The 22,569-nt window shown below is 45.2% G+C and carries 22 protein-coding genes and 1 pseudogene; 4 read left to right on the plus strand and 19 right to left on the minus strand.

Features of this window, described 5'->3' with window-relative positions; all coding sequences use genetic code 11:
• Positions 1-11: 11 nt before the first annotated feature.
• From ACTL4S_RS02190 to paaA, 8 genes are all read right to left on the minus strand, one after another.
• Positions 12-1,565, minus strand: coding sequence for a 3-hydroxyacyl-CoA dehydrogenase (locus ACTL4S_RS02190; RefSeq protein WP_441298661.1), 1,554 nt, complete (start codon positions 1,563-1,565; stop codon positions 12-14).
• Positions 1,566-1,568: 3 nt separating this feature from the next.
• Positions 1,569-2,360, minus strand: a complete 792-nt coding sequence (gene paaG / locus ACTL4S_RS02195; protein ID WP_441298662.1) for a 2-(1,2-epoxy-1,2-dihydrophenyl)acetyl-CoA isomerase PaaG — start codon at positions 2,358-2,360, stop codon at positions 1,569-1,571.
• Entirely contained in the window at positions 2,360-3,130 is a 771-nt protein-coding gene (locus ACTL4S_RS02200) for an enoyl-CoA hydratase-related protein (protein ID WP_441298663.1), read from the minus strand. The genes paaG and ACTL4S_RS02200 overlap by 1 nt, the downstream gene beginning before the upstream one ends.
• A gap of 40 nt (positions 3,131-3,170) precedes the next feature.
• Positions 3,171-4,229 carry a 1,2-phenylacetyl-CoA epoxidase subunit PaaE gene (gene paaE, locus ACTL4S_RS02205; RefSeq protein WP_441298664.1) on the minus strand — a complete coding sequence of 353 codons (1,059 nt, stop codon included), beginning with the start codon at positions 4,227-4,229 and terminating at the stop codon, positions 3,171-3,173.
• A 75-nt stretch (positions 4,230-4,304) separates the two neighbouring features.
• Positions 4,305-4,805: a 1,2-phenylacetyl-CoA epoxidase subunit PaaD gene (gene paaD / locus ACTL4S_RS02210; protein ID WP_131269247.1), complete on the minus strand. Its 501-nt coding sequence runs from the start codon at positions 4,803-4,805 to the stop codon at positions 4,305-4,307.
• Positions 4,806-4,833: 28 nt separating this feature from the next.
• Entirely contained in the window at positions 4,834-5,589 is a 756-nt protein-coding gene (gene paaC, locus ACTL4S_RS02215) for a 1,2-phenylacetyl-CoA epoxidase subunit PaaC (protein ID WP_026056591.1), read from the minus strand.
• Between the two features lie 17 nt (positions 5,590-5,606).
• On the minus strand, positions 5,607-5,897 hold the full coding sequence (gene paaB, locus ACTL4S_RS02220) for a 1,2-phenylacetyl-CoA epoxidase subunit PaaB (RefSeq protein WP_004279183.1): 291 nt from the start codon (positions 5,895-5,897) through the stop codon (positions 5,607-5,609).
• A gap of 33 nt (positions 5,898-5,930) precedes the next feature.
• Positions 5,931-6,875 carry a 1,2-phenylacetyl-CoA epoxidase subunit PaaA gene (gene paaA, locus ACTL4S_RS02225; protein ID WP_004646055.1) on the minus strand — a complete coding sequence of 315 codons (945 nt, stop codon included), beginning with the start codon at positions 6,873-6,875 and terminating at the stop codon, positions 5,931-5,933.
• 262 nt (positions 6,876-7,137) lie between these two features.
• Between paaA and paaZ the strand changes: the two genes are divergently transcribed.
• The 3 genes from paaZ to ACTL4S_RS02240 all read left to right on the plus strand — a co-directional run bounded on the left by paaZ (position 7,138) and on the right by ACTL4S_RS02240 (position 12,004).
• The gene (gene paaZ, locus ACTL4S_RS02230) at positions 7,138-9,249 is read left to right on the plus strand and encodes a phenylacetic acid degradation bifunctional protein PaaZ (RefSeq protein WP_441298665.1); all 2,112 of its coding nucleotides are present in this window, start codon (positions 7,138-7,140) and stop codon (positions 9,247-9,249) included.
• 194 nt (positions 9,250-9,443) lie between these two features.
• Positions 9,444-10,883 (plus strand): spinster family MFS transporter, encoded by a 1,440-nt coding sequence (locus ACTL4S_RS02235; protein ID WP_213686906.1) that lies wholly within the window; start codon positions 9,444-9,446, stop codon positions 10,881-10,883.
• 185 nt (positions 10,884-11,068) lie between these two features.
• Positions 11,069-12,004, plus strand: coding sequence for a tRNA-dihydrouridine synthase (locus ACTL4S_RS02240; protein WP_005251039.1), 936 nt, complete (start codon positions 11,069-11,071; stop codon positions 12,002-12,004).
• Between the two features lie 54 nt (positions 12,005-12,058).
• Here the strand turns inward: ACTL4S_RS02240 and ACTL4S_RS02245 are convergent, their stop codons facing one another.
• From ACTL4S_RS02245 to rpe, 4 genes are all read right to left on the minus strand, one after another.
• Positions 12,059-12,721: a nuclease-related domain-containing protein gene (locus ACTL4S_RS02245; RefSeq protein ID WP_164542799.1), complete on the minus strand. Its 663-nt coding sequence runs from the start codon at positions 12,719-12,721 to the stop codon at positions 12,059-12,061.
• Positions 12,722-12,755: 34 nt separating this feature from the next.
• A complete protein-coding gene (locus ACTL4S_RS02250; RefSeq protein WP_005247169.1) occupies positions 12,756-13,238 on the minus strand; it encodes a methylated-DNA--[protein]-cysteine S-methyltransferase in 483 nt (160 codons plus the stop codon).
• Positions 13,239-13,311: 73 nt separating this feature from the next.
• On the minus strand, positions 13,312-13,629 hold the full coding sequence (locus tag ACTL4S_RS02255; protein WP_441298666.1) for a DMT family transporter: 318 nt from the start codon (positions 13,627-13,629) through the stop codon (positions 13,312-13,314).
• A 628-nt stretch (positions 13,630-14,257) separates the two neighbouring features.
• The gene (rpe, locus tag ACTL4S_RS02260) at positions 14,258-14,944 is read right to left on the minus strand and encodes a ribulose-phosphate 3-epimerase (protein WP_441298667.1); all 687 of its coding nucleotides are present in this window, start codon (positions 14,942-14,944) and stop codon (positions 14,258-14,260) included.
• Between the two features lie 168 nt (positions 14,945-15,112).
• On the opposite strand from rpe, the gene ACTL4S_RS02265 reads away from it, so the two are divergent.
• On the plus strand, positions 15,113-15,391 hold the full coding sequence (locus ACTL4S_RS02265) for a DUF2218 domain-containing protein (protein ID WP_262466531.1): 279 nt from the start codon (positions 15,113-15,115) through the stop codon (positions 15,389-15,391).
• Between the two features lie 44 nt (positions 15,392-15,435).
• Here ACTL4S_RS02265 and ACTL4S_RS02270 read toward each other — a convergent pair whose 3' ends face one another.
• The 7 genes and pseudogenes from ACTL4S_RS02270 to tsaB form a co-directional block, all read right to left on the minus strand.
• Positions 15,436-16,575: a M48 family metallopeptidase gene (locus ACTL4S_RS02270; protein WP_441298668.1), complete on the minus strand. Its 1,140-nt coding sequence runs from the start codon at positions 16,573-16,575 to the stop codon at positions 15,436-15,438.
• A gap of 11 nt (positions 16,576-16,586) precedes the next feature.
• Positions 16,587-17,684 (minus strand): annotated as a pseudogene (locus ACTL4S_RS02275) (YjgN family protein).
• 119 nt (positions 17,685-17,803) lie between these two features.
• On the minus strand, positions 17,804-18,640 hold the full coding sequence (gene fghA, locus ACTL4S_RS02280; RefSeq protein ID WP_005267396.1) for an S-formylglutathione hydrolase: 837 nt from the start codon (positions 18,638-18,640) through the stop codon (positions 17,804-17,806).
• Positions 18,641-18,683: 43 nt separating this feature from the next.
• Positions 18,684-20,066, minus strand: coding sequence for a C13 family peptidase (locus ACTL4S_RS02285; protein WP_114541370.1), 1,383 nt, complete (start codon positions 20,064-20,066; stop codon positions 18,684-18,686).
• A 120-nt stretch (positions 20,067-20,186) separates the two neighbouring features.
• Entirely contained in the window at positions 20,187-21,008 is an 822-nt protein-coding gene (locus ACTL4S_RS02290) for a class I SAM-dependent methyltransferase (protein ID WP_441298669.1), read from the minus strand.
• On the minus strand, positions 21,002-21,826 hold the full coding sequence (locus ACTL4S_RS02295) for an undecaprenyl-diphosphate phosphatase (protein WP_004279167.1): 825 nt from the start codon (positions 21,824-21,826) through the stop codon (positions 21,002-21,004). The genes ACTL4S_RS02290 and ACTL4S_RS02295 overlap by 7 nt, the downstream gene beginning before the upstream one ends.
• Before the next feature lie 16 nt (positions 21,827-21,842).
• Positions 21,843-22,508 carry a tRNA (adenosine(37)-N6)-threonylcarbamoyltransferase complex dimerization subunit type 1 TsaB gene (gene tsaB, locus ACTL4S_RS02300; RefSeq protein ID WP_005107769.1) on the minus strand — a complete coding sequence of 222 codons (666 nt, stop codon included), beginning with the start codon at positions 22,506-22,508 and terminating at the stop codon, positions 21,843-21,845.
• Positions 22,509-22,569: the final 61 nt, after the last annotated feature.

A 22,569-nucleotide genomic window follows, 5' to 3' on the forward strand; every position in this document is an offset into this window, starting at 1 on the left:
GATTCTTCCTTTTAGCCAGCAACGCGTAATGGTTGCTGCTGAGTTTTCTGTGCATGTCCCTGCACCGCTTTCTTTGCTAAATATATACTAGTTCTATAGCGGTCTTCACCATAAATACGATACATATTTTCTAAAATTTGTAAAATTGTGTAATATCCAATTTTATCTGCCCATTCGAATGGACCACAAGGATAATTAACGCCATATTTCATAGCAGAATCAATATCTTGTTCTGATGCAATATCATGCAATACTGCTTCACAGGCTTCATTCACCAACATAGCAATACTACGTATAACATAAAGACCGGGATGATCCTTAGACCAAATAGGTATCATATCCATACCTATGAGGAATAGCTCCACTGCCTGGCGCTGTTCAGCACTACACGCCGTTGATGCAACGACTGGAATCGCTTGAGCATTTGTCCAATCTGAATGCCAGTCCATCAACACCACAGGCTCATGCGGATAGGTAAGTTCAACTGATTCGCCAAGCGATAATCGCAGAGAAAGGTCACCAATCAGGATTTCATTCTGTTCTGCTGCCTGAAAACTCAGCTCTACATGAGAGGCCTGTTTTAAACGTTCAATCAGTGCTAAAGAATGCAACCATTCACCTTTTACTGTGACTTTGAGCTTATTCAGCGACTTGGCATAACACACTGGCAATTCATATACAGGTGCAGGCTTGGCCTGAGCGTAATCATAAAAACCCTGACCGGACTTGCGACCATAACAGCCAGCATCGACCAGTTCTTTTTGAATCAAGGATGGGCGGTAGCGTGGCTCATAGAAAAATTCCTGATAGACACTTTGCGTGACCGAGAAATTCACATCCTGACCAATCAGGTCCGTGAGTTCACACGGCCCCATGGCAAAACGGCCACATTCGCGCATGATGTAATCGAGCTGTTCCGGGGTGGTGGCATTTTCCTGCAAGGCACGAAAGGCTTCGGCATAATAAGGTCGCGCGACACGATTGACGATAAAACCGGGGGTCGATTTGGCCCGTACCGGAACCTTGTTCCAGTCCTTCATCAATTCAAATACAGCATCGGCAATGGCTGCTGAAGTTTTCAGGCCGCGGATAATCTCGACCAGTTTCATCACCGGCGCCGGATTAAAGAAATGTAGCCCAATCACCCGTTCCGGATGCGGAATCGCCGAGGCAATGGCGGTAATGGAAATCGAGGAAGTATTGGAAGCAAAAATTGTCTGTTCCGGGCAAATGGCAGCCAGTTGTTGAAACAGGTTTTGCTTCACTTCTTTCTTTTCGACAATGGCTTCAATAATCAAGCCCGCATCGGCAAGTTGCTGAATATCCTCTGCCACGATCAGATTAGCGAAGGTACTCTCTAGCAATTGCTGGGTCATTTTGCCATTCTGTACGCGCTTGCTGAGCTGCGCCTCTAAAGCAGTCAAGGCACTCTGAACTTTGCTGCGATCGAGATCAAACACATAGGTCGGATGCCCGTGCATGGCTGCCAGTTGCGCAATGCCAATCCCCATGGTCCCAGCACCGACCACAGCAACTTTGACGTGTTCCAAATTGATCTGTTGCATAATTTAGCATCCTTTATATTCAGGAGTACGCTTCTGCATAAAGGCCTGTACACCTTCTTTATAATCACTTGAACGTCCAGCCAGACGTTGCAGGTCACGCTCCAGAATGAGCTGCTGATCCAGATTATTGTCGGCTGCAGCATGAATGGCTTTTTTGATCAGGGACAGACCATAGGTCGGTTGCTGCGCCAGATGCTCTGCCAATTTTTTCGCTTCTGCTTGCAGTTGCTCATCTTCAACCACTTGCCAGATCATGCCCAGTTGTACTGCGCGCTCAGCCGGAATTTTATCGCCAAGCATGGCAAGGCCCATCGCCTGGGCACGGCCAACCAGACGCGGCAGGAACCAGGTACCGCCTGAATCTGGCACCAAGCCAAGACGGCAAAAAGCCTGAATAAAGGAAGCCGATTTTGCTGCCACCACAATGTCACACGCCAAGGCAATATTGGCACCTGCCCCTGCTGCCACGCCATTCACCGCACAAATCACCGGTTTTGGCATTTCAGTAATCAGCTTGATCAAAGGGTTGTAATATTTTTCAATCGACAGACCTAAGTCCGGTGCATCGGCATTCGGATCGACCACACGATCATTCAGATCCTGACCGGCACAGAAACCACGACCTTCTGCTGAAATCACTACGGCACGAATCTGGCTGTCTTTGGCCCAGGCCTTGATGACCTTGGAGACTTCTTGATGCATGGTTTCATTAAAGCTGTTGAGCTGTTTTGGACGGTTAAAGGTCAGGTAGCCCACTGCATTTTTTTTTTCGACAATAATTGTTTGATAATCCATTACACACCTCTAAATTCTGGTTTTCTTTTTTCTAAAAATGCATTGATGCCTTCCTGGCGATCTTGGGTCGCCGCCAGCCAGACAAAATGTTGACGCTCGAGCTTCAATCCCTGACTTAAAGTCACTTCATGGATCGACTTTAAAGATTGCTTGATGGCACGAATGGCCAGCGGTGCCTGCTTGGCAATTTTTTCTGCCAGTTCCAGTGCGTATTGCACGGTCAGTCCTGCCGGACAAATCTGGCTGCTAATGCCATGTTGCAATGCGGTCTGTGCCGAAATCATTTCACCGGTCATGACCCAGCGCATCGTCAATTGCTGACCGACCAGACGAGCCAGACGCTGTGTTCCACCAGCACCCGGCAGCATCCCTAAACCGATTTCCGGCAAAGCAAACTGGGCATTTTCTCCAGTCAGCACCATGTCACCATGCAAAGCCAACTCGAAACCTGCACCAAAAGCATAACCATTCACGGCCATGATTAAAGGCTTGGAAAATTCATCAATTTTTTTCCAAAGCAGTGGGCGCTGATCCTGCTGGATGCTGACCACATCTAACTGCGCCAGCTCATTTAAATCAGCACCGGCAGCAAAGCATTGCGTATTTCCGGTGATGACCACGGCTTTCACAACAGCATCTGTTTCCAAGTCCTGTAGACAGGCTGCAATCTCTTGCAAGGTGACATTGTTTAAGGCATTACGCTTTTCCGGGCGATTCAGCTCAATCAGTACTACACCTGGCTTGGGTGAGCTGGTTTTAATGTAGGTCATCCTTGAACTCCTGCTGTTCTCAGTGCTGTAAATTCAGCTGTTATTCATCAAAACTCAGACGTACATTGGCTGTGGTCGGACGTGCCTGACAGCTCAGCACATAGCCTTTCTGAATTTCATCTTCTTCCAGACTGTAATTCACCGCCATTTCAACCTGTCCTTCTAACACCTTACATTTACAGGTGGCACAGACGCCGCCCTTACAGGCATATGGCAGGTCGGCTCCGGCACGTAGCGCAGCATCTAAAATACTGTCATCCTGTTTGGAGACTTCAACAATCAGCTCACGACCATCGAGTATGATATTGACACGTTCTTCACTGCGGCTTTCCATCTGCTGGGCGGTTGCTTTCGGTGCAGTCCCCGTATTGAAGCGTTCAGTGTGAATCTTACTGCGCTGAATGCCCCAAGTCGGTAATACCGTTTCGACTGCTGTCATCATTTCTTCAGGACCGCAAGCGAAACAGTGATCTGCTTCGGCTGAAATCAGATTGGCCTGAAACAGCTGCTGTAATTTTTCCGCATCGATCCGACCATTAAAGATCTCGCTGTCATTCAGTTCACGTGAAAAAATATTCACCAGTTGCAGACGTTCCTTAAAACGGTCTTTCAGGTCCATGATCTGTTCAGAAAACATAGTCTGTTTCCAGGAACGGTTGCCATATACCAGAGTGAATGTTGCGTCCGCTTGACGGTTCAGCACTGACTTTACAATCGATAAGATCGGCGTAATACCACTGCCTGCTGCAAATCCTAGATAATTCTGGCCACCAGCCTTGGCGGCTTTCTGAAAGAACACCCCTTGCGGTGGCATGACTTCTAGTACATCGCCCGCTTTGAGATGCACATTGGCCCAGGTTGAAAACTGACCCTGATCAATTTTTTTAATCGCAATGCTCATGTCTTCCTGAGTATCACTGCAGATCGAGTAGCAGCGGCGCAGCTCGCCGTCATCGGTTAAATGACGAATGGTGAGGTGCTGACCCGGCTGATATTGAAAAGTATCCAACTGCTCAGGCGCGAGATCAAAGGCAATGCAGATCGCTTGCTCGGTTTGTGGCTGAATCGATTTAATGGTTAATGGTATAAATTGGCTCATGGCAAAATCCTTCTTTTAGGTGGCGGTGTTCAGGCTTGTTATTGGTTTACCCTGCCCACCGCGCAATCGTTACAATCAAATACATTTGAAATAGTCAAAAGTTTCTAAGCAGTCCCGACATTGATATAAAGCTTTACAGGCTGTCGAACCGAATTCACTTAATAATTTGCTGTTGTTACTTAAGCACTGTGGACAGGTGATGCCATCGGTCAATGCCACATGCGTACCACAGCTATGTGACTGGCCTTGCGGCGGGGCAATACCATATTGCTGTAATTTGTGTTTGCCCGATTCACTCATCCAGTCCGTAGTCCAGGCTTCAGACAGATCCACAATGACTTTGACCGGCGTCAAACCGTTCGCCTCGAAAGCCTGGGTAATTTCTGCTTTTAATAAATCCGTGGCCGGACAGCCGCTATAGGTCGGCGTGAGTCGCACCACAATTTCATCCTGCTGATTCAGCTCGACGCCACGAATCATGCCCAGATCAATCACTGACAATACTGGAATCTCTGGATCAGAAACCTGCTGTAAAACGTCCCAACATTGATCTTCTACGTGTCGAATCAGATTCATGCGACTCACTCCCTGTGATTGTGCCGAATTACCAGTTCATGTTTGGATAAGAGCGCTGCATGTATTGCAGTTCAGCCAAAACAAAACCGAGATGTTCTGTATGTAAACCCTGTTTAGCCCCACTGCGATAAGCGCCTAGCTCTGGCAGGCTTAATTCAAATCGCGCTAACTCGGATGTAATGGTCTCCAGCCACTGGGCTTTTAAATTTTCAATATCTGGAATGACACCGCTATCGACCAACTGTCTTTCATCAGCCGTCAGAACAAAAAGTTCCTCGGTAAAACGCCATAACTGGTTTAAACCTTGCTGGGTTTTTTCATGCGCTTCTGCGGTACCTAAACTTAAGCGTTCCATCCAGGTGGTGGAAAAACGCTGGTGATATTTCACTTCTTTGAGTGATTTCACTGCAAAAGCCGCCAACTCAGCATGCTGACTTTGACTTAAGGCGCTAAACAATAAAGCGTGGTAGTGATCCATCAACCACTGGCGCACCAGGGTCTGGGCAAAGTCACCATTCGGCTGTTCACACAGCAGCAAATTACGGTATTCACGTTCGGTACGGAAATAAGCCAGCTTGTCTTCATCACGGCCCTGTCCTTCCACTTCACCCGCCAGACTGAGGGCAGTACGTGCCTGACCCAATAAATCCAGTCCGATATTGGCTAAGGCAATATCCAGCTCCAGTTCAGGTGCATGACCACACCACTCTGCCAAACGATGAGACAGGATCAGTTGACTGTCACCCACATGTAAAAGAAATTCTGCCAATACTTGATTTGTCATATTCTTCACCTTTCCCTTTACATATGCTCGATGCCAGCTGGAATGTTATAAAAGGTTGGATGGCGATAAACCTTGTCCAAAGCGGGTTCAAAAAATTCTGCTTTTTCATCTGGCTGTGAAGAGGTAATCAATTCAGATTTCACCACCCAGATACTGATGCCTTCATTGCGGCGGGTATATACATCGCGGGCATTTTGTAGTGCGACTTCCTCATCCGGCGCACGCAGGCTGCCGACATGACGGTGACTCAGACCCTGTTTACTACGCACAAACACTTCATAAAGTGACCAGTTATTTTTGTTATTCATGAGCAAATTTCCTTATATTGATCAAACTATTTTTTAAGCAACTTTTTGTGCTGCTGACTGTTGCTGCTGTTTCTGTGCATAGACGGCTGCTGAATCACGTACCCACTTGCCGCCTTCCCAAGCTTTGCGGCGTGCTTCAATACGCTCATGGTTACACGGTCCCTTGCCTGCAAGAATCGCAAAAAACTCATCCCAATTGATTTCACCAAATTCGTAATGTCCGGTGGCTTCATTGAATTTGAGGTCTGGATCTGGAACGGTTAAACCCAGCTGCAAAACTTGCGACACGGTGTTATCGACAAATTTCTGACGTAGCTCATCATTGCTGAATAATTTAATTTTCCACTGCATACTTTGTGCACTGTTCGGTGAATTATCATCACTTGGACCAAACATCATCAGTGCCGGCCACCAGAAACGGTTCACTGCATCCTGTGCCATCTGCTTTTGTTCCGGCGTACCATTGGCCAATTCCATCATGGCTTCAAAGCCCTGACGCTGATGGAAACTTTCTTCTTTACACACACGCACCATAGCGCGGGCATAAGGACCATAAGATGTACGGCACAGCGCAACCTGATTGACAATTGCTGCACCATCTACCAGCCAGCCAATCGCGGCAACATCGGCCCAGCTCAGGGTTGGATAGTTGAAAATTGAAGAATATTTCATGCGACCGGCAATCAGCTTATCCATCATGTCGTCACGATCCGCACCCAAGGTTTCTGCAGCACTGTACAGATACAAAGCATGACCGGCTTCGTCCTGAACTTTTGCCATCAGCACAGCTTTACGCTTCAAGGTCGGTGCACGGGTAATCCAGTTGCCTTCCGGCAACATGCCCACCACTTCAGAGTGTGCGTGCTGACCGATCTGACGAATCAAGGTCTTACGATAAGCATCCGGCATCCAGTCCTTCGGCTCGATGGAAATATCCTTTTCAATCTTTTGATCGAAGATTTGTTGTTGATTATTCATTGTTCCCTCACTTATCCCAAGTGTTGATACACTCAAATTAAAACGATACGTAATTAAAATCAATATATATTTATTGGTATCATTTAATTTTCACCCCTTATTTTCAATAAATATTTGTTTTATATAACTTAATATTTTTTATTTTATTGTTACGCATTTTTAAATACAGATTTATGATTGACATTTTCAATTTTTCAACACAAATTATGAAACATCAAAATTAAAATACATCTCAAAACGTATCATAAATGGAGTTTTTACAATGTTAGAGTTAGACAGCAGCTCAAGCACAACGGATTATCAAGATACTGAATCAACCCATAATCCTATTGCCATCAAAAGCTTATCTTCACTGGTGTACGGCCAGGAATACGCAGCGCAAGCCGATTTACGTACGGTTTATCATGCCATTAGCGGTGAAGCGGTTTATCAGGTCGGCAGTCAGGGCATCGATACCCAAGCCGTGGTGAAGTATGCCAAACAAAAAGGCGCGACTATTGCCACATGGACCTTCCATCAACGTGCCAATGCACTGAAGCAAGTGGCTCAGTATTTGATGGAACGCAAAGAAGACTTTTATGAGCTTGCCAAAGCAACCGGCTGTACCCGTAAAGATGCCTGGATTGATATTGAAGGCGGGATTGGCACCTTATATGCTTATTCGAGTTTGGTGCGTCGTGAACTGAGTGATGAAACAGCATGGGTCGAAGATGCCTGGATTCCTCTTTCTAAGCAAGGTAGCTTTGGCGCGAAACATATTCTGACGCCTAAAGCCGGTGTCGCCGTGCATATCAATGCCTTTAACTTTCCGATCTGGGGCATGTTGGAAAAAATCGCACCGACACTGCTGGCAGGCGTACCCTGTATTGTCAAACCGGCGACCGAAGGTGCCGAGCTGACTCATGCCGTAGTTAAAGCCATTCATGAAAGCGGTTTCTTGCCAGAAGGTTCACTGCAGCTCATTTGCGGACAGGTCTATGATTTATTTGATCATTTAAATCCTCAAGATACGGTCACTTTTACCGGTTCTGCTTCAACAGGGCAAAAACTGCGTTCGCATCCACACTTAAATGCCTACTCGATTCCATTCACCATGGAAGCAGATTCAGTCAATAGTGCGATTTTGACGGCGCAAGCCAATGATGAAACGATTGATTTATTTGTCCGTGAAGTTTTCCGTGAAATGACCACCAAAGCCGGACAGAAATGTACCGCCATTCGTCGTGCCTTTGTGCCAGCCGAGCTATTGGATACCGTACAAAGTCGCCTGATTGAAAAACTGAAAAAAGTGGTTGTCGGTGACCCCGCTCAAGAAGGCGTCAGCATGGGTGCTTTGGCCAGCGTCAAACAGAAACATGATGTCGCAGCAAAAGTTGAACAGCTCAGCCAGGATGCAGAGATCGTATTCGGTAGCCACTTGCGTCAGGACTTTAAGATTCAAGTACAAAATACGGAGACATCTGCATGCTATCCACCGACAGTTTTGCTATGTAAAGCACCGGCTCAGGCAGAAAATATTCATAAAATTGAAGCCTTTGGGCCTGTGGTCACTTTAATGTCATATACTGACCTGGCTCAGCTTGCTGACCTGGTGGCACGTGGCGAAGGTAGCCTGGTGGCCTCCATCGTACGCAATACCGATGAAAATATTGAACAACTGCTCAGCAAAATTGCGCCATGGCATGGTCGTGTCCATATTCTGGATGCTGAAAGTGCCAAAGAAAGTACCGGACATGGCTCTCCATTACCTTTACTGGTTCATGGTGGACCGGGACGTGCCGGTGGCGGTGAAGAACTCGGCGGCTTGCGTGCAGTCAAACATTATATGCAACGTACTGCGATTCAAGGCTCGCCAAATGCCATGACTCAGGTCGGCCATAGCTGGACGGCTGGAGCTCAAGTCTTTGAAGACCGCGTGCATCCTTTTAAAAAATCATTTGATGAATTGCGTATAGGCGAGCGTTTACTGACTGCACGACGTAGCGTGACCGAAGCGGATCTGGTGAATTTCGGCTGCCTGAGCGGTGATCACTTCTATGCGCATATGGACAAGATTGCTGCAGCAGAATCCCTGTTTGGTGAACGTGTGGCACATGGCTATTTCGTGGTGTCTGCCGCAGCCGGTTTATTCGTTGATGCCGCTCAGGGCCCAGTCATTGCCAACTATGGCATGGACAACTTGCGCTTTGTAGAACCGGTGAAAATTGGCGATACCATTCAGGTAGAACTGACCTGTAAGCAGAAAACTCCAAAAGCACTGCGCGATCCGGCACAGAAGCCACATGGTGTCGTGGTCTGGGATATTAAAGTAAAAAACCAACGCAATGAACTGGTTGCAACCTACGATATTTTAACACTGGTTGAGCGTGGCTAAAAATTTAAACTCAAAAAAAGGAATCATTATGATTCCTTTTTTTTGCCTTTAAAAATTATTTGTATCTATTTTTAAAAACAGATTGACGTCTCTCTATTTAGGCTCTAGATTAATTAAATACGATACAATATAAAAATAACAAGCATATTAAAAGTATCAAATAAATATCTCAAACGATCAGCACAGGATGTTGCATGATGAATGATAAATCGCTGAACCTAGAAATGGTTGAAAGGACGATTCAACCAACAAATCAAAATTTTGAGCCTACACCGACAGAAACGGCTGTGCCGCTGTCTGAACAGATTGAACCGCCACCGGAAAGCAGCACCTATCAATGGTATGTGGTGGTCATTTGTATGGTGGCTTACATTCTGTCATTTGTAGACCGTCAAATTTTATCGCTCATGATTGAACCGATTAAAGCCGATTTAATGCTAAGCGATACCCAGTTTAGTCTATTGCAAGGTCTGGCCTTCTCCTTGTTTTATGCCATTATGGGTCTGCCCATTGCCGCGCTGGCGGATCAAAAGTCCCGAATTAAAATTATTGCGACCGGGATTGCTTTCTGGAGTCTTGCCACAGCGGCATGTGGTCTCAGTAAAAACTTTATTCAAATGTTTATTGCACGTTTGAGTGTCGGTGCCGGTGAAGCCGCGCTTTCCCCTGCCTTTTATTCAATCGTTGCCGATTTATTTCCGAAAGATAAATTAGGCCGTGCACTCGGTGTATATGCGATTGGTGCCTTTATTGGTTCGGGCCTAGCTTTCCTGATTGGCGGCTATGTGATTGGCCTGCTAAAAGATGTCAGCTTCGTAGCTTTACCTCTCATTGGTGAAGTGAAAACCTGGCAACTCACCTTTATGATTGTGGGTCTACCGGGCGTATTGCTGGCTCTACTCATGGTACTGACGGTGCGTGAACCTGCACGTAAGGGCATGAAAGTCGGTCAGGATGGTCAGGTCATTAAAGCCTCTTTCAAAAATTCGATTGGTTTTATCAAGACACATAAAAAGACCTTCTTCTGTCATTTTATTGGCTTTTCTTTTTACACCATGATGCTGTATTCGCTGCTGGGCTGGGCACCTGCCTATTACATGCGTAATTTCGGTCTGGATGCGAGTCAAACCGGTTATATCCTCGGTACGATTATTTTGATCGCGAATACTTCAGGTGCCTTGTTCTGTGGCTGGTTGATCGACTTCTTCTCGAAACGTGGCTATAGCGATGCTGCAATTCGTACTGGTGCGATTGGCTGTGCGGCGCTGATTATTCCGAGTGTGCTGTTTACTCAGGTCGATAATATGCAGCTTTCATTTGCGCTGATTTTTGTGGCGATGTTCTTCTCCACTTTCCCGATTCCTGCATCGGCAGCTGCTACGCAAATGCTGACACCAAACCAGCTACGCGCACAGGTATCTGCAAAGTTCCTGCTGGTTTCAAACCTGATTGCCTTAGGTGTCGGAACCACCGCAGTGGCGTTAATCACGGATAAATATTTCCAAAACACATTAATGGTTGGTAACTCAATCTCGATCGTCAATGCGATTGCCGGATTGATTGGCTGCTTCCTGTTGTACAAGGGCTGTCAGTATTATCGTGAGAGTATGAAAGTCGAGAAACTGGCTGACTAAAATGGCTGGATATTGCTAAACCTTCTTAAGCTTCACTTTTAAAGGCCTTTAATCTACATTAAGGGCCTTTTTATATCAGCCCAAAAAGTTCAATTTTCAGGTACTCATCATTCAATTCCCATCCAGCCTAGACAGGCTGCCTAAAAAAACGTATAACACCGTTTTAAATTTACAGGTGTGCACCGTTGAAACTTGTGCTTGCTCCCATGGAAGGCTTAACCGATCCGATTATGCGTGATGTGCTGACATCCGTAGGTAGCTTTGACTGGTGCGTGACCGAGTTTATCCGTGTCACCGATTCCCTTCTGCCCGATCATATTTATCATACTTACTGTCCAGAACTGTTGAATGATGGCAAGACGGCGGCAGGTACACCGGTACATGTGCAGTTTCTGGGAAATAATCCGGAGATGCTGGCAGCGAATGCCGCCAAAGTGGCAGCCATGGGTGCACCGGCAATTGACATGAATTTTGGCTGTCCGGCCAAAACTGTGAACCGTCATCGCGGTGGCTCAGTCCTGCTCGATGAACCAGAAGTGGTGCATGAGCTGGTTAAAGCCGTGCGTGATGCCGTCCCTGCGCATATTCCGGTTTCCGCCAAAATGCGTCTGGGTTATATGGACCGCAATTTCATGCTGGAAAATGCGCATGCCATTGAAGATGCAGGAGCAGCATGGGTTACCGTGCATGCGCGCACCAAAGCCGATGGCTATACTCCGCCCGCATTCTGGGACCAGCTACAACCGATTCGTGAGACACTTAAGATCAATGTGATCGCCAATGGTGAAATCTGGAACAATGCCGATGCCAAACAGTGCCGTCTGGAATCCGGTTGCGAAGATCTGATGATTGGCCGTGGTGCAGTGACTACACCCGACCTGACCCAATGTATCCGTCAAAACTCGGATGCACCTTTGATGAACTGGAATGAACTACTGCAACTACAAATTCGTTTTATCAACGGCCCAGCCAAAACTGAGATCGGGATGGTCGGCCGTTACAAGCAATGGCTGGGCATGATGTCGAAACATTATCCTGAAGCCAAAGCCTTATGGGACGAAGTGAAACGGATTAAAGTTCTGGCCGAGATTACCGAAAAACTGAAAGCTTCAAATATTTAAAACCAAAAAGCCTTTGAATGATTCAAAGGCTTTTTTTATGAGTCCGTAAAAAACTTATGACTGCTTATGCTGCTTTAAATTTTCTACGTGTTCCCGATTAGTTTTCCAGGATTTTTCTAAAACTTCTTTTTCTAACCGCAGTTGTATCCGTTTTAATTTCGTTTCAGAAATCATCTGCTGATCAAAACTTTTCACATAGTCGATCCAGCCTGCACCCCGAAATACATGATTTGGCATCGGTGTTTTAAACACAGCATCCGGCATAAATACAATCACAGAATGCAAAAGGTCTGGTTCCACAATATCTGCCAGTAGCTGCTCCAATACTTTGATGTGCTTATAGTTCTGATGAATCGGATTCTGAAATTTATAACTGTTTTTATAGATTTTCTGGGTCCAGGTTTTTTGTCGCTCGTTTCCAAATATCCAGCCTTTATAGTTTTTAGTCTCAATCACAAATATTCCGTAAGGACTTAATAACAGATGATCGATCTGCGTGGTCGCGCCTGTCCCGTCTGGAAGAGTCAAATCATTGAGCAGAATATATTGAAGATCTTTTAAATACAGTTTGACATGGGCAGCAACCGCAAATTCTCCTAATTTCCCTTTTAAAAATGGCTTGAATAATTTAAAAATCATCACGCCAAAGAAAAGCAGAAGAATCCACCCTAAGCTGGACCAGAATGGACTTAATAGCTGTATGGTAGAATGTTCCATATTCTAATTTTCATTTGTTTTAAGTGTTTAAATATTAATGCGTTCGCTCAATATTTAACAGGATTTCTTTTTTATCCAAACCACCGGCAAATCCTACCAGCTTGCCACTGCGACCAATCACCCGATGACAGGGTGCAATAATCGAAATCGGGTTTTTGCCATTGGCTGCACCCACGGCACGTACCGCCTTGATATTACCCACTTGTTCAGCAATGTCGCGATAGCTTCGCGTCTGTCCGTAGGGAATATTCAGTAGCGCCTGCCAGACTTTTTTCTGAAAATCAGTACCGGCAAAGTCCAAAGGCAGGTCAAAAACATTGCGTTGACCGGCAAAATATTCTTGGAGCTGGCGTCTGGTTTCAATCAAGACCGGATGTCGCGGATCTTCAACCAAGGTCGCCAGTTTCACCCGATTCGGCTGTTCACAATCCCAAAGCACGGCTACCAGCGCGGTTTCATTCGCGACCAGCTGTAGCTGACCTACAGGCGAGTCCATATAAAGATAACTTAAGTTCATGATGGTGCCCTGTCCCAATCGCTGGAGTTCATTTTCTATATTAACCCAGTTCACCGAGACAGGCAGAAACAAATTATGAAGAGGATACTTTCATCAGCACCAGACCGGAAATGATGAGTACTGCAGCCAGCATACGCAATGCTGTAGCAGGTTCACCCAGAACCCAAATACCAATGAGAAATGAACCCACTGCACCAATCCCGGTCCAGATCGTATAGGCTGTACCTAGTGGCAAAGTACGCATCGCATAAGCCAGCAAAGCAAAACTCATTACCATGAAGACAATGGTAATAATACTTGGGGTAAGTCTGGTAAAGCCTTCAGACAGCTTCATCGAATATGCCCAAACGATTTCAAAAATACCCGCAAGAATAAGTACGATCCAGGCCATGCAGCCCTCCTCCTTTTATATAAGAATCAGGCCGTCCTGACGATTTTTCCTGTAAATTCCGATATGCAATTCACAAGGGAGGTCGTTCCTCCTAGGTGTAAAAATTTTATAAAACCACATTGCAGTAATCTGGCTATTTTTACAAAACATGACTTATCGAGATACAACTTAACTTTGCCTTACTCAAATCCTCACGACATTCATGGCTATTCTGGTTATGGTAGATGTTGAAAATGCCAAGTCAGAAATAGTTCTAATAATCGGGCAATTCATCCACAACAATTACATGAGAATGGACTCAGAATATTAAGTTATACACATCAATTAAATTTAAACTTTGTCTGGAGTAATTACATAATGAAACACAAATATGCGAGACATTGATCATTTTTTACTTGGTTGAATTATTAACTCTTGATTAACAAATAACCACTAAACATAAGGGTTATATGTAATAAAAAAGAACCCAATTTGAGTTATTTTTATACAAATATTGTCTAAATCACAATCAACCAAGGTACAAATGATTACATTTTATGCAACATATCCATATGGTTATCAACATAGATATCTACACACTTATCCATAAAGTTATCCACATATTTATGCGCATCTGATGTTTTAGCGATTAGAGTTGAATCTGTCCTACTCTGGCTAACTCTGCACGCATTTCATCAATCACAGCTTTATAATCTGGCTTGCCAAAAATAGCTGAACCCGCCACAAACATATCGGCACCCGCTTCAGCAATTTCACGAATATTACTCGGTGTAACACCACCATCGACTTCCAGACGAATATCACGACCTGAAGCATCGATCAGTTGACGTGCCTGACGCAATTTATCCAAAGTCATTGGAATAAATTTCTGTCCACCAAAGCCCGGGTTCACACTCATGAGCAGAATTTGATCAACTTTATCCAGTACATAATCCAGATAATGCAGTGGCGTTGCTGGGTTAAATACTAGACCCGCTTTGGCGCCACCTGATTTGATCAACTGTAAAGAACGGTCAATATGATCAGACGCTTCCGGATGGAAAGTAATGATATCAGCACCCGCTTCAAGGAAATCTCCGATCATGCGATCTACCGGCTTAACCATCAAATGCACATCAATTGGCGCCTTAATCCCATAATTTTTCAAGGCCTTGCAAACACCCGCACCAAAAGTCAGGTTCGGTACATAATGGTTGTCCATGACATCAAAATGGACAACGTCTGCACCTGCTTCCAACACGTTCTCGACTTCTTCACCTAAACGGGCAAAGTCAGCAGATAAAATAGAAGGGGCAATTAAATAAGACTTGGACATGGGAGAACCTGGCTTGTTGAAATTGGATTTTTCCCATTATATCAAATCCGCTCCGGCTACTGTGATTCGATGTTGCAAGATTAAAACGCTGTGTAACGCTTTGAGGCTTATGCTGGCATCACCGCTTGGTTTAAAGTTTAGAATAATGATGAATAGTGTAGAAAACTGATGAAAAGTATTGCCTATATCCAGACGCAACAAGCAGCACGAATTGCCAAACGCCTGGCCAATCACTGGAAACATAAATTTAATATTGATGAAACCGAACAAAATTTCCTGATTCATTTTCCAAATGCTGAAGTGATATTGGCTCCTGAACAGGATCATCTAACCGTAACGATTCAGAGCAATGCTGATTCCACTGACCTGAATAAACTCGAAAATGTGGTTCTGGATCATCTGATCCGTATGGGACAGGAACATCTGACTGCCGACTGGCAAAGATAGGGACTAAAAAGCCTTGATGATCAAGACATAGCAATGATCAGAAACTAAATACGATGATTCGCTTGTTCATTAAAGGCATGAATACGCTGAATCCTTTTATCCAGTTCGGGGTGAGATTTCAGATATTTTTTAAACTTCCCGATCAGGCGAATCCATTTCAGTTCGGTTTCTGTCAGATGCCGGTCTTTTCCATCGATATTGAGAGTGAAATTTTTCATTTTTAAGGTTTGTGATTCCTCTGCCAGTATTCTGGCATTTTCCACCCGCTGCAAAAAATTAGACAAGTGAATACTGGAAATCTGCTGTTGATGCCAATGCTGCATGGCATAGTCATCGGCATCCAGTTCAATCGCCTGCGAATATCCGGCATCGGTCAGGACCACTACAGATGCGGTGACCACATCACTTAAATCTCCAGTTACAAAGGCAAACAGTCCCGCCACACCCAGATTAGAAATCACTTTTTGCATGCTGTGCTTCTGTACCAGATGGCCTTGTTCGTGGGCCAGTACTGCGAGGACTTCCTCATCGGTGCCGCTGATTTTCACCAGTTCATCAGTCACAATAATGGTGTTATTCGGGATGGCTGCAGCATTCATGCCCATGCTTGATCCACCTTGACGGAAAATAATTTTTGCAGGTTTTCCTACAGCAATCTTTTGTTCATACAAAGTTTTTAATCGCATCTGCTGTTCTTCCGGTAGTGTACTTGGTTGGGTCTGGGCAATTAACTGCTGCTCTGTCCGGTTGCCTACTTCAACCAGAGTCTGCTCCGGAAGGAATTTTGCCAGCTGTTTGGCACTATAAGGAATCCCCCATTTTAAAATCACAATCACTGCACTAATCACGATGATCATGGAAAAGAAAATCAGGATCGGTGAACGTTCAAACTTCCAGATTGCATGATAAATATCTTTATGTTTAATCCCGAGCCAATGTGGCGCTTTGCTTAAAAACTCAATCCGACGTTCTTCAGGTAACTCAATAATCGGTTTACGACCACCGACACCACCAATGTAGGCCATGTCCGGATAAGAAAAATAAAAATCTGCAGCGCTAACTTGTACTGGAACCTCCTCATCAAGTTTCAAGGCAATCCCTTGTTGCTGATCCGGTACAATCCAGGCACGACGGGCTTCAGCGAGAACTCCATCATAAAACTTAACTTCGACAGGTCGTTTCATCACATTTACTCCTATAGCGACGCATCGAAATCAAATACGTCCAGGATTTCATCAGCCAAGGCACTCGGATCAGGTTGCAAGATATGCTCAAGATTAGCTTCATCTTCTGCTACATAGAGTTCCAGATGGTTCAACTGATATTGATATAAACGGATGGCAGCCCAAGGTGTCATTAAGTCCAGACTAAGAACACGCACTATCCAGTTGCTCAGCACAATCCAGCTATAACGCCAGGTAGTTACCCGTGTTTTAAAGTAACTTTGACCAAGCTCCACATGATTCCAGGTAATGAGGTATAAACGTGCAGAAATGACCGGTCAGACCAGCGCCAGACAAAGCAGATAGCTAAGCAGTAACCCTAGACTAAACAAGTTGGTTCCAATCCGGTCCACCCAGTACACTACTGCTGCAAGCCAGCCAATACCAACCAGCAGGTAAAGACCCAAGGGCAGATAAACGGCAGACACAAACTTGGACCAGCTAATATTCAGCTTGAATTGCAGCTGACCAATCGATAAATGATTAAAGCAATAGCGTTTATAGAGCCAGATCATCACTGGGCTAAACAGCAGCAAAGTAAAGATATTGAGCAGGATGGCCAGAAATAAGACCCTATAAGCCTCACGGTTGCTGCCATTAAAATAAAAACGTACATTGCCATATTTGCTATTTCGGGCCTTGAATTTCAGGGTCATCCGAATAAGCCACGGTAGACATAGCGCAGCGACCATCAATAAAGAACTGGTAGAGAGGATTGAATAGTTGGTCAGTACAACGGTAACCAGATACAGTTCCAGTGCAAACAGACGACCCAGCAGGATCCGGCTCGGCATGGCCACAAAATCGAAGCGATGGTTTAAAAATTGGGTATTGCCGTAGAAATAACGCATACGGCGTGCCTTGACCCAAGGGCTGTACAAGGTCAATGTCACAATGGTCAGCATCAGATTCACCATCCAGATACCAAAATATTCGGATGCACTGCCATGAAATCTGAATCCATAACGCTGATATTTAGGGCAGACTGAAGGCGTGGCTTCAGTCGAAAAACTTGAAGCAGCTGGAAATAATGGCTCACTAACACGAATACCGTCTGCTGTCTGCTGCATGACGACCCCAATTTTTTATAATTTTATACATCTGATATTAAAAGAAAAACCCCCAGAATGTAAAAACATTTTGGAGGTTTTTAATTTTTTTGGCTTTACTACATATGTGCAGTCTTGCTTTAAGGATTTAACTGCACGGCATGGAATTGCAAATGATCATCTACGAAACTTTGAATAAAGTAATAACCATGATCATAGCCCTGATGTTCACGCAAAGTTAGCGGCTGGTTGACGGCATCACAAGCTTGCTGAAACAAGGCTGGATTAAGCTGACTATAGAACTGGTCCGAAAAACCCTGATCAATCAGGATATCGCTAAATAATGCGCCTTTTTCCTGAACCAAAGTGGTTGCATCATGTTTTAGCCATTCCTCTTTCTCAGTACCCAAATAATTCGAGAACGCTTTGTCTCCCCACGGACATTGGCTCGGTGCACAAATCGGTGCAAAGGCTGAAACAGATTTGAATTTTTCTGGATATTTAAATGCTAGGGTCAATGCGCCATGACCGCCCATAGAGTGGCCGAAGATGCCGATCTTACCGGGATGGATCACGAACTCCTCAGTGACCAGTGCATAGAGCTCATCCACAATGAAGCTTTCCATTTGGTAATGTTCAGCCCATGGTGCTTGTGTTGCATTGATATAAAAACCTGCGCCCTGGCCAATATCCCAGTTGTCGCCTTCTGCCACACCTTCGCCGCGTGGTGAGGTATCTGGTGTAATCAGAATCAAGCCAAGTTGCGCCGCCAAACGCTGTGCATGCGCCTTGATGGCAAAGGTTTCTTCGGTACAGGTCAAACCTGCCAAATAGAATAATGCCGGACAGCTGTGACCTTCTAAAGCTTGAGGCGGCAGAAAAATGCCAAACTTGGTCGGTGTTTTAAGATAGCGTGAATCAAAACGATAAATCCGCTGTTCACCTTCAAAGCTTCTATTGTTCTGTATAAGTTCCATGGCTATTCCTTATTATTGAAACCGGTCTGTGGATGACATTGATCTAGGGAGATGATGTCGCCGTAGTGGTCTGTGGAAATAAACGTTGCTCCAGTTGCGGCAACATCAATTCCATATTCTTACCAATCACCCATTGCGGTTCTGATGGCTCAAAACCTTGAGCTGATTCCCATTTTGCTACGGTATCTGTGGCCTGTGCGAAAGCGCTTTGCAAGCTGCTATTTTCACGCATGGCTTCATCAAAGAACGCACGACCGAAATAGGTATAATCCGCTTCATTCGAACAGCCAAAAGACTGCCGATCAGCTGCCGAAGCCGTAATCACCAAGGTATTGTCATTCTGTAAAGCAGAAGCAAAACTGCCTGAAAAACAGGCCGAGATTACGATCACGCGCCAACGTATGCCTGATGCATCTAGTGTTTCACGCAACCATTTTGGATCAACCTGCGCCAGATCCAGTGGGGCATTTTCCATTTCAAATACATTCGGCAAACCGTGAGAGGTCATATATAAAAATAATACGTCACTTTCACGGTTCATCTGCTGCCCCATACGGCGCAATGTCAGCTCCATACTGGTTTTGGAAGCAATCGGCATAGTGGTACGTGTCGCTGGGTGATTGACCAAGGCAATCGATCGGCCAAAAGTGCCAAAACGGGTATCAAACTGTTCTTTAATCCGCTCGACTTCAGAATGGAATACATCCTGATAGCTCGCTCCGGCCACCCCCATGAAATACCAGTGCGACTGTGCGAATTCACCATATTCGATATTTTCCAGCGCTTTGTTCAGCAGAGTTGGCTGGGCATAGAAAGCATCTTCGGCAAAACTCGGTGGAATTTCTTCGACTTTCCAGATCGGCTGATCTTTGACTGAAATCTGCCAAACTACTAGCGTAAACAAAGTCGCCAGCATAATCAGCGCACGTTCCCACCACGGCCATTTTAATTCACGTGAAATCACCCAGACCACTGCCAGACTTTGCCAGACAAACAGCATGACAAAGAGCGTTGGAATATAGTCGTAAAGGATATAAGGCAGATAATCCAGATCACCCAGATACTGAATCAGACACTGGAACAGCATGATATGGGTATCTAACACCAACCATAACAAGGCTGGCACCAGCATCAAGCGTGGATTATTGACCCGTTGCGAAAGAAAAATACCGACAATCAGGGCAATGAAAGGCCAAAGCGCATAACTAATCAAACCTTGAGAGTTAAAATCTCCCATACGGCCTGAACTGAGCCAGCTAAACAAACTGTTGGCGCAGCCACCCAAGATCCCCCAGAACACCAATTGCATGATGGATGGACGGACCAGTTGTAAAGAACGCCTCGACCCCAGAAATAACCACATCCCGGCAATTTGGTTGCTCTTAAAATCGTGCCAAAAATTAATGGAGGGTTTAAAGTCGATCATAGGATTTCAAGGAGATGAGTGGCTCGCTAATGTGCTGAATAAGTTTATGCTTGATAAGTATTTAATCAATGCTAATTTTAAATATATAACAAATCTTTGCTTAATAAAGAAGCCATTATCCTATTCAGCTACAAGTTCATGCTGAAAATACGCATCAAAGCGACAAGCATCGCCTTGCCATTGATGATTTGGCTCTTTTCCGGCTAAAAATACCGCCAGACGCGGACGCTTGACCACGACACGCCTGCCAATTTTTTGTGCCAGTTCCAGAAGATTATCGCCCAGATCCATTTCACCATCTTCAGGCAATAACATATGCAACAGCTGCATCTGTTTTTTGACCTGCGCCTGCTTTTTGACTGCCTGCTGGTTTTGATCCCGCTGTGGAAACATTGGATCAAGATAAACTACATCGACAACTTTATGCTGCTGGGCCTGTTGCTGCAGATAATCGGCTGAATCAGAAAAGACCAAATGAATCCGTGATACGACCTGACTCAGGAATGCATCCGACTGGGCACGTATATGGCTATCTTCAAGCAAGGTGAATAGAACCGGATGCCGTTCAACCAGAGTCACTTGCGCGCCTAAATGTGCCATCAACAGACTGTCATGTCCTAGACCTGCAGTCGCATCAACCAAGCTTGGTTTTTCACTTAAATTACAGGCACGTGCAATCATTTCTGACTTTAAAGATGCACGTTTTAAACGTCCAGTTTCTGCTTGCCAGTCCGGTTGCATCTTCATGCCGTTGGCACATAACCAGAGTCCGTCAGCATCGACACAGAGGGCCAGTTCAGGATTTAAACGGAAAAAACGTGCATTGAGTTTTTCAACAGTTTCAATCTCAACCTGTACCCCACGAGAAGAAAGCACAGCCTCAAAGTGCTGTGCTTTCTCTTGATAGTCAGATTCGGCATATAAGCGAATCGCGCTTACCATAATTTCCAACCTGTATAGGCAAATAATAAAATCAGCAGACCCGAAGCAATACGATACCAGGCAAAGATCATAAAGTCGCGTTTAGCCACATAAGCGACCAGCGCACGGATTAATATCAATGCCGAGATAAAGGAAACCAGAAGCCCAACTCCGATCACGGTCCAGTCTTCAGTCGTATTTAAGACATCATAGCTTTGATAAAGGTCCAGCAGGCCAGCGCCGATAATGACCGGAATACCCAAGAAAAATGAAAATTCAGTCGCTGCCTTACGGGACACACCGAGGAACATCGCACCGATAATGGTTGCGCCTGAACGGGAAGTACCCGGTATCAAGGATAGAACCTGAATTAGGCCAATCCAGATCGCATCTCTAATGCTGAGTTCTTCAACTTCATGGACACGGACTTGTGGTGGATTCTTTTCAATCCAGATAATGATCAGACCACCGACAATTAAACCAATGGCAATCGCAATATCATTAAACAGTAATTGTTTGACGGTTTGTCCCAGCGTCAGACCAATCAATATAATCGGAATAGAAGCCAGAATCAGGCCAATGCCTAAACGGCGACCTTGCGGTTCACCGCTGACAATCCCGGTCGCTGCACCCCAAAGACGTGCCCAATATTCATAAATAACGGCAGCAATTGCCCCCATCTGGATCGCGATGACGAATACATCACTCTTTTCCTTGGTCCAGAAATTCATTAATTCTGATGCCAAAATCAAATGGCCGGTACTGGAAATAGGCAAAAACTCGGTAATGCCTTCGATAATACCCATGATGGCCGCTTTGAGTAGCAGTAAAAGATCCATGCTTTATCCTAATTAATTATGCTTTGCCTTGTTCTGGAATTTTTTTCCACGCGTTATCGCGTAAATATACGGGTAATGCCAATTCTGCACTCACCCAGTTTTCTACTTGTGCCGCTGCACGTGCAATGCTGGCGATATCCTGTGCGGTCGCATGCACATCTTTATAAATTGAAGTTTCGCTTTGTACCAATTCAGCACCTGAGCCAACCGGGGTAAAGCGCACAGCTTGGCTACCTTCTGCATAACTTAACAGTTGCTCATCATCGACCGGTTGCATAATCCCTTGTGCATCCAGTTGATAGCTCGCGATATAGACTTCGCTCATGCGGGCATCCAATACCGCAGACACTTCAGTCAGACCATGCAAACGGTAGGCTGCTTGTGCCAAAGCCTGCAAAGTTGACACCGGAATCACCGGCACATCATTGGACCAAGCCAAGGCCTGAGTCACGGCAGCATTAATGCGGACACCGCTAAAAGAACCCGGACCACGACTAAAGGCAATCGCGGTCAAATCAGCAATGGCCAGCCCAAGATCTTGCAGACCTTGTTCAATCATTGGGAGAATCGTTTGCGTTTGTGCCTTGGCGCGCGCATCAAGCTGAAAAAATAGTTCTTGAGTATCATCGATTACAGAAACGGAACACTGCTCATTGGCAGTCTCCAATGCCAGCACTTTCATGCACAACCTTAATTCAGAGAATATAAAAAACGCGGATATGATACTCCACTCATATCCGCTA

The sequence above is a fragment of the Acinetobacter lwoffii genome (genome assembly GCF_052078135.1).
Lineage (GTDB): Bacteria > Pseudomonadota > Gammaproteobacteria > Pseudomonadales > Moraxellaceae > Acinetobacter > Acinetobacter lwoffii_Z.

Excerpts from the sequence above, each read along its gene's own strand:
- ACTL4S_RS02295 (WP_004279167.1), bottom strand. The coding sequence starts at position 21,826 with ATGGATCTTTTACTGCTACTCAAAGCGGCCATCATGGGTATTATCGAA.
- paaD (WP_131269247.1), bottom strand. The coding sequence starts at position 4,805 with ATGAATCTGATTCGACACGTAGAAGATCAATGTTGGGACGTTTTACAG.
- paaA (WP_004646055.1), bottom strand. The coding sequence starts at position 6,875 with ATGAATAATCAACAACAAATCTTCGATCAAAAGATTGAAAAGGATATT.
- ACTL4S_RS02255 (WP_441298666.1), bottom strand. The coding sequence starts at position 13,629 with ATGGCCTGGATCGTACTTATTCTTGCGGGTATTTTTGAAATCGTTTGG.
- fghA (WP_005267396.1), bottom strand. The coding sequence starts at position 18,640 with ATGGAACTTATACAGAACAATAGAAGCTTTGAAGGTGAACAGCGGATT.
- paaZ (WP_441298665.1), top strand. The coding sequence starts at position 7,138 with ATGTTAGAGTTAGACAGCAGCTCAAGCACAACGGATTATCAAGATACT.
- ACTL4S_RS02285 (WP_114541370.1), bottom strand. The coding sequence starts at position 20,066 with ATGATCGACTTTAAACCCTCCATTAATTTTTGGCACGATTTTAAGAGC.
- ACTL4S_RS02200 (WP_441298663.1), bottom strand. The coding sequence starts at position 3,130 with ATGACCTACATTAAAACCAGCTCACCCAAGCCAGGTGTAGTACTGATT.
- ACTL4S_RS02250 (WP_005247169.1), bottom strand. The coding sequence starts at position 13,238 with ATGAACTTAAGTTATCTTTATATGGACTCGCCTGTAGGTCAGCTACAG.
- paaE (WP_441298664.1), bottom strand. The coding sequence starts at position 4,229 with ATGAGCCAATTTATACCATTAACCATTAAATCGATTCAGCCACAAACC.
- rpe (WP_441298667.1), bottom strand. The coding sequence starts at position 14,944 with ATGTCCAAGTCTTATTTAATTGCCCCTTCTATTTTATCTGCTGACTTT.
- ACTL4S_RS02235 (WP_213686906.1), top strand. The coding sequence starts at position 9,444 with ATGATGAATGATAAATCGCTGAACCTAGAAATGGTTGAAAGGACGATT.
- paaB (WP_004279183.1), bottom strand. The coding sequence starts at position 5,897 with ATGAATAACAAAAATAACTGGTCACTTTATGAAGTGTTTGTGCGTAGT.
- paaG (WP_441298662.1), bottom strand. The coding sequence starts at position 2,360 with ATGGATTATCAAACAATTATTGTCGAAAAAAAAAATGCAGTGGGCTAC.
- tsaB (WP_005107769.1), bottom strand. The coding sequence starts at position 22,508 with ATGAAAGTGCTGGCATTGGAGACTGCCAATGAGCAGTGTTCCGTTTCT.
- ACTL4S_RS02290 (WP_441298669.1), bottom strand. The coding sequence starts at position 21,008 with ATGGTAAGCGCGATTCGCTTATATGCCGAATCTGACTATCAAGAGAAA.
- ACTL4S_RS02190 (WP_441298661.1), bottom strand. The coding sequence starts at position 1,565 with ATGCAACAGATCAATTTGGAACACGTCAAAGTTGCTGTGGTCGGTGCT.
- ACTL4S_RS02265 (WP_262466531.1), top strand. The coding sequence starts at position 15,113 with ATGAAAAGTATTGCCTATATCCAGACGCAACAAGCAGCACGAATTGCC.
- ACTL4S_RS02245 (WP_164542799.1), bottom strand. The coding sequence starts at position 12,721 with ATGGAACATTCTACCATACAGCTATTAAGTCCATTCTGGTCCAGCTTA.
- ACTL4S_RS02270 (WP_441298668.1), bottom strand. The coding sequence starts at position 16,575 with ATGAAACGACCTGTCGAAGTTAAGTTTTATGATGGAGTTCTCGCTGAA.
- paaC (WP_026056591.1), bottom strand. The coding sequence starts at position 5,589 with ATGACAAATCAAGTATTGGCAGAATTTCTTTTACATGTGGGTGACAGT.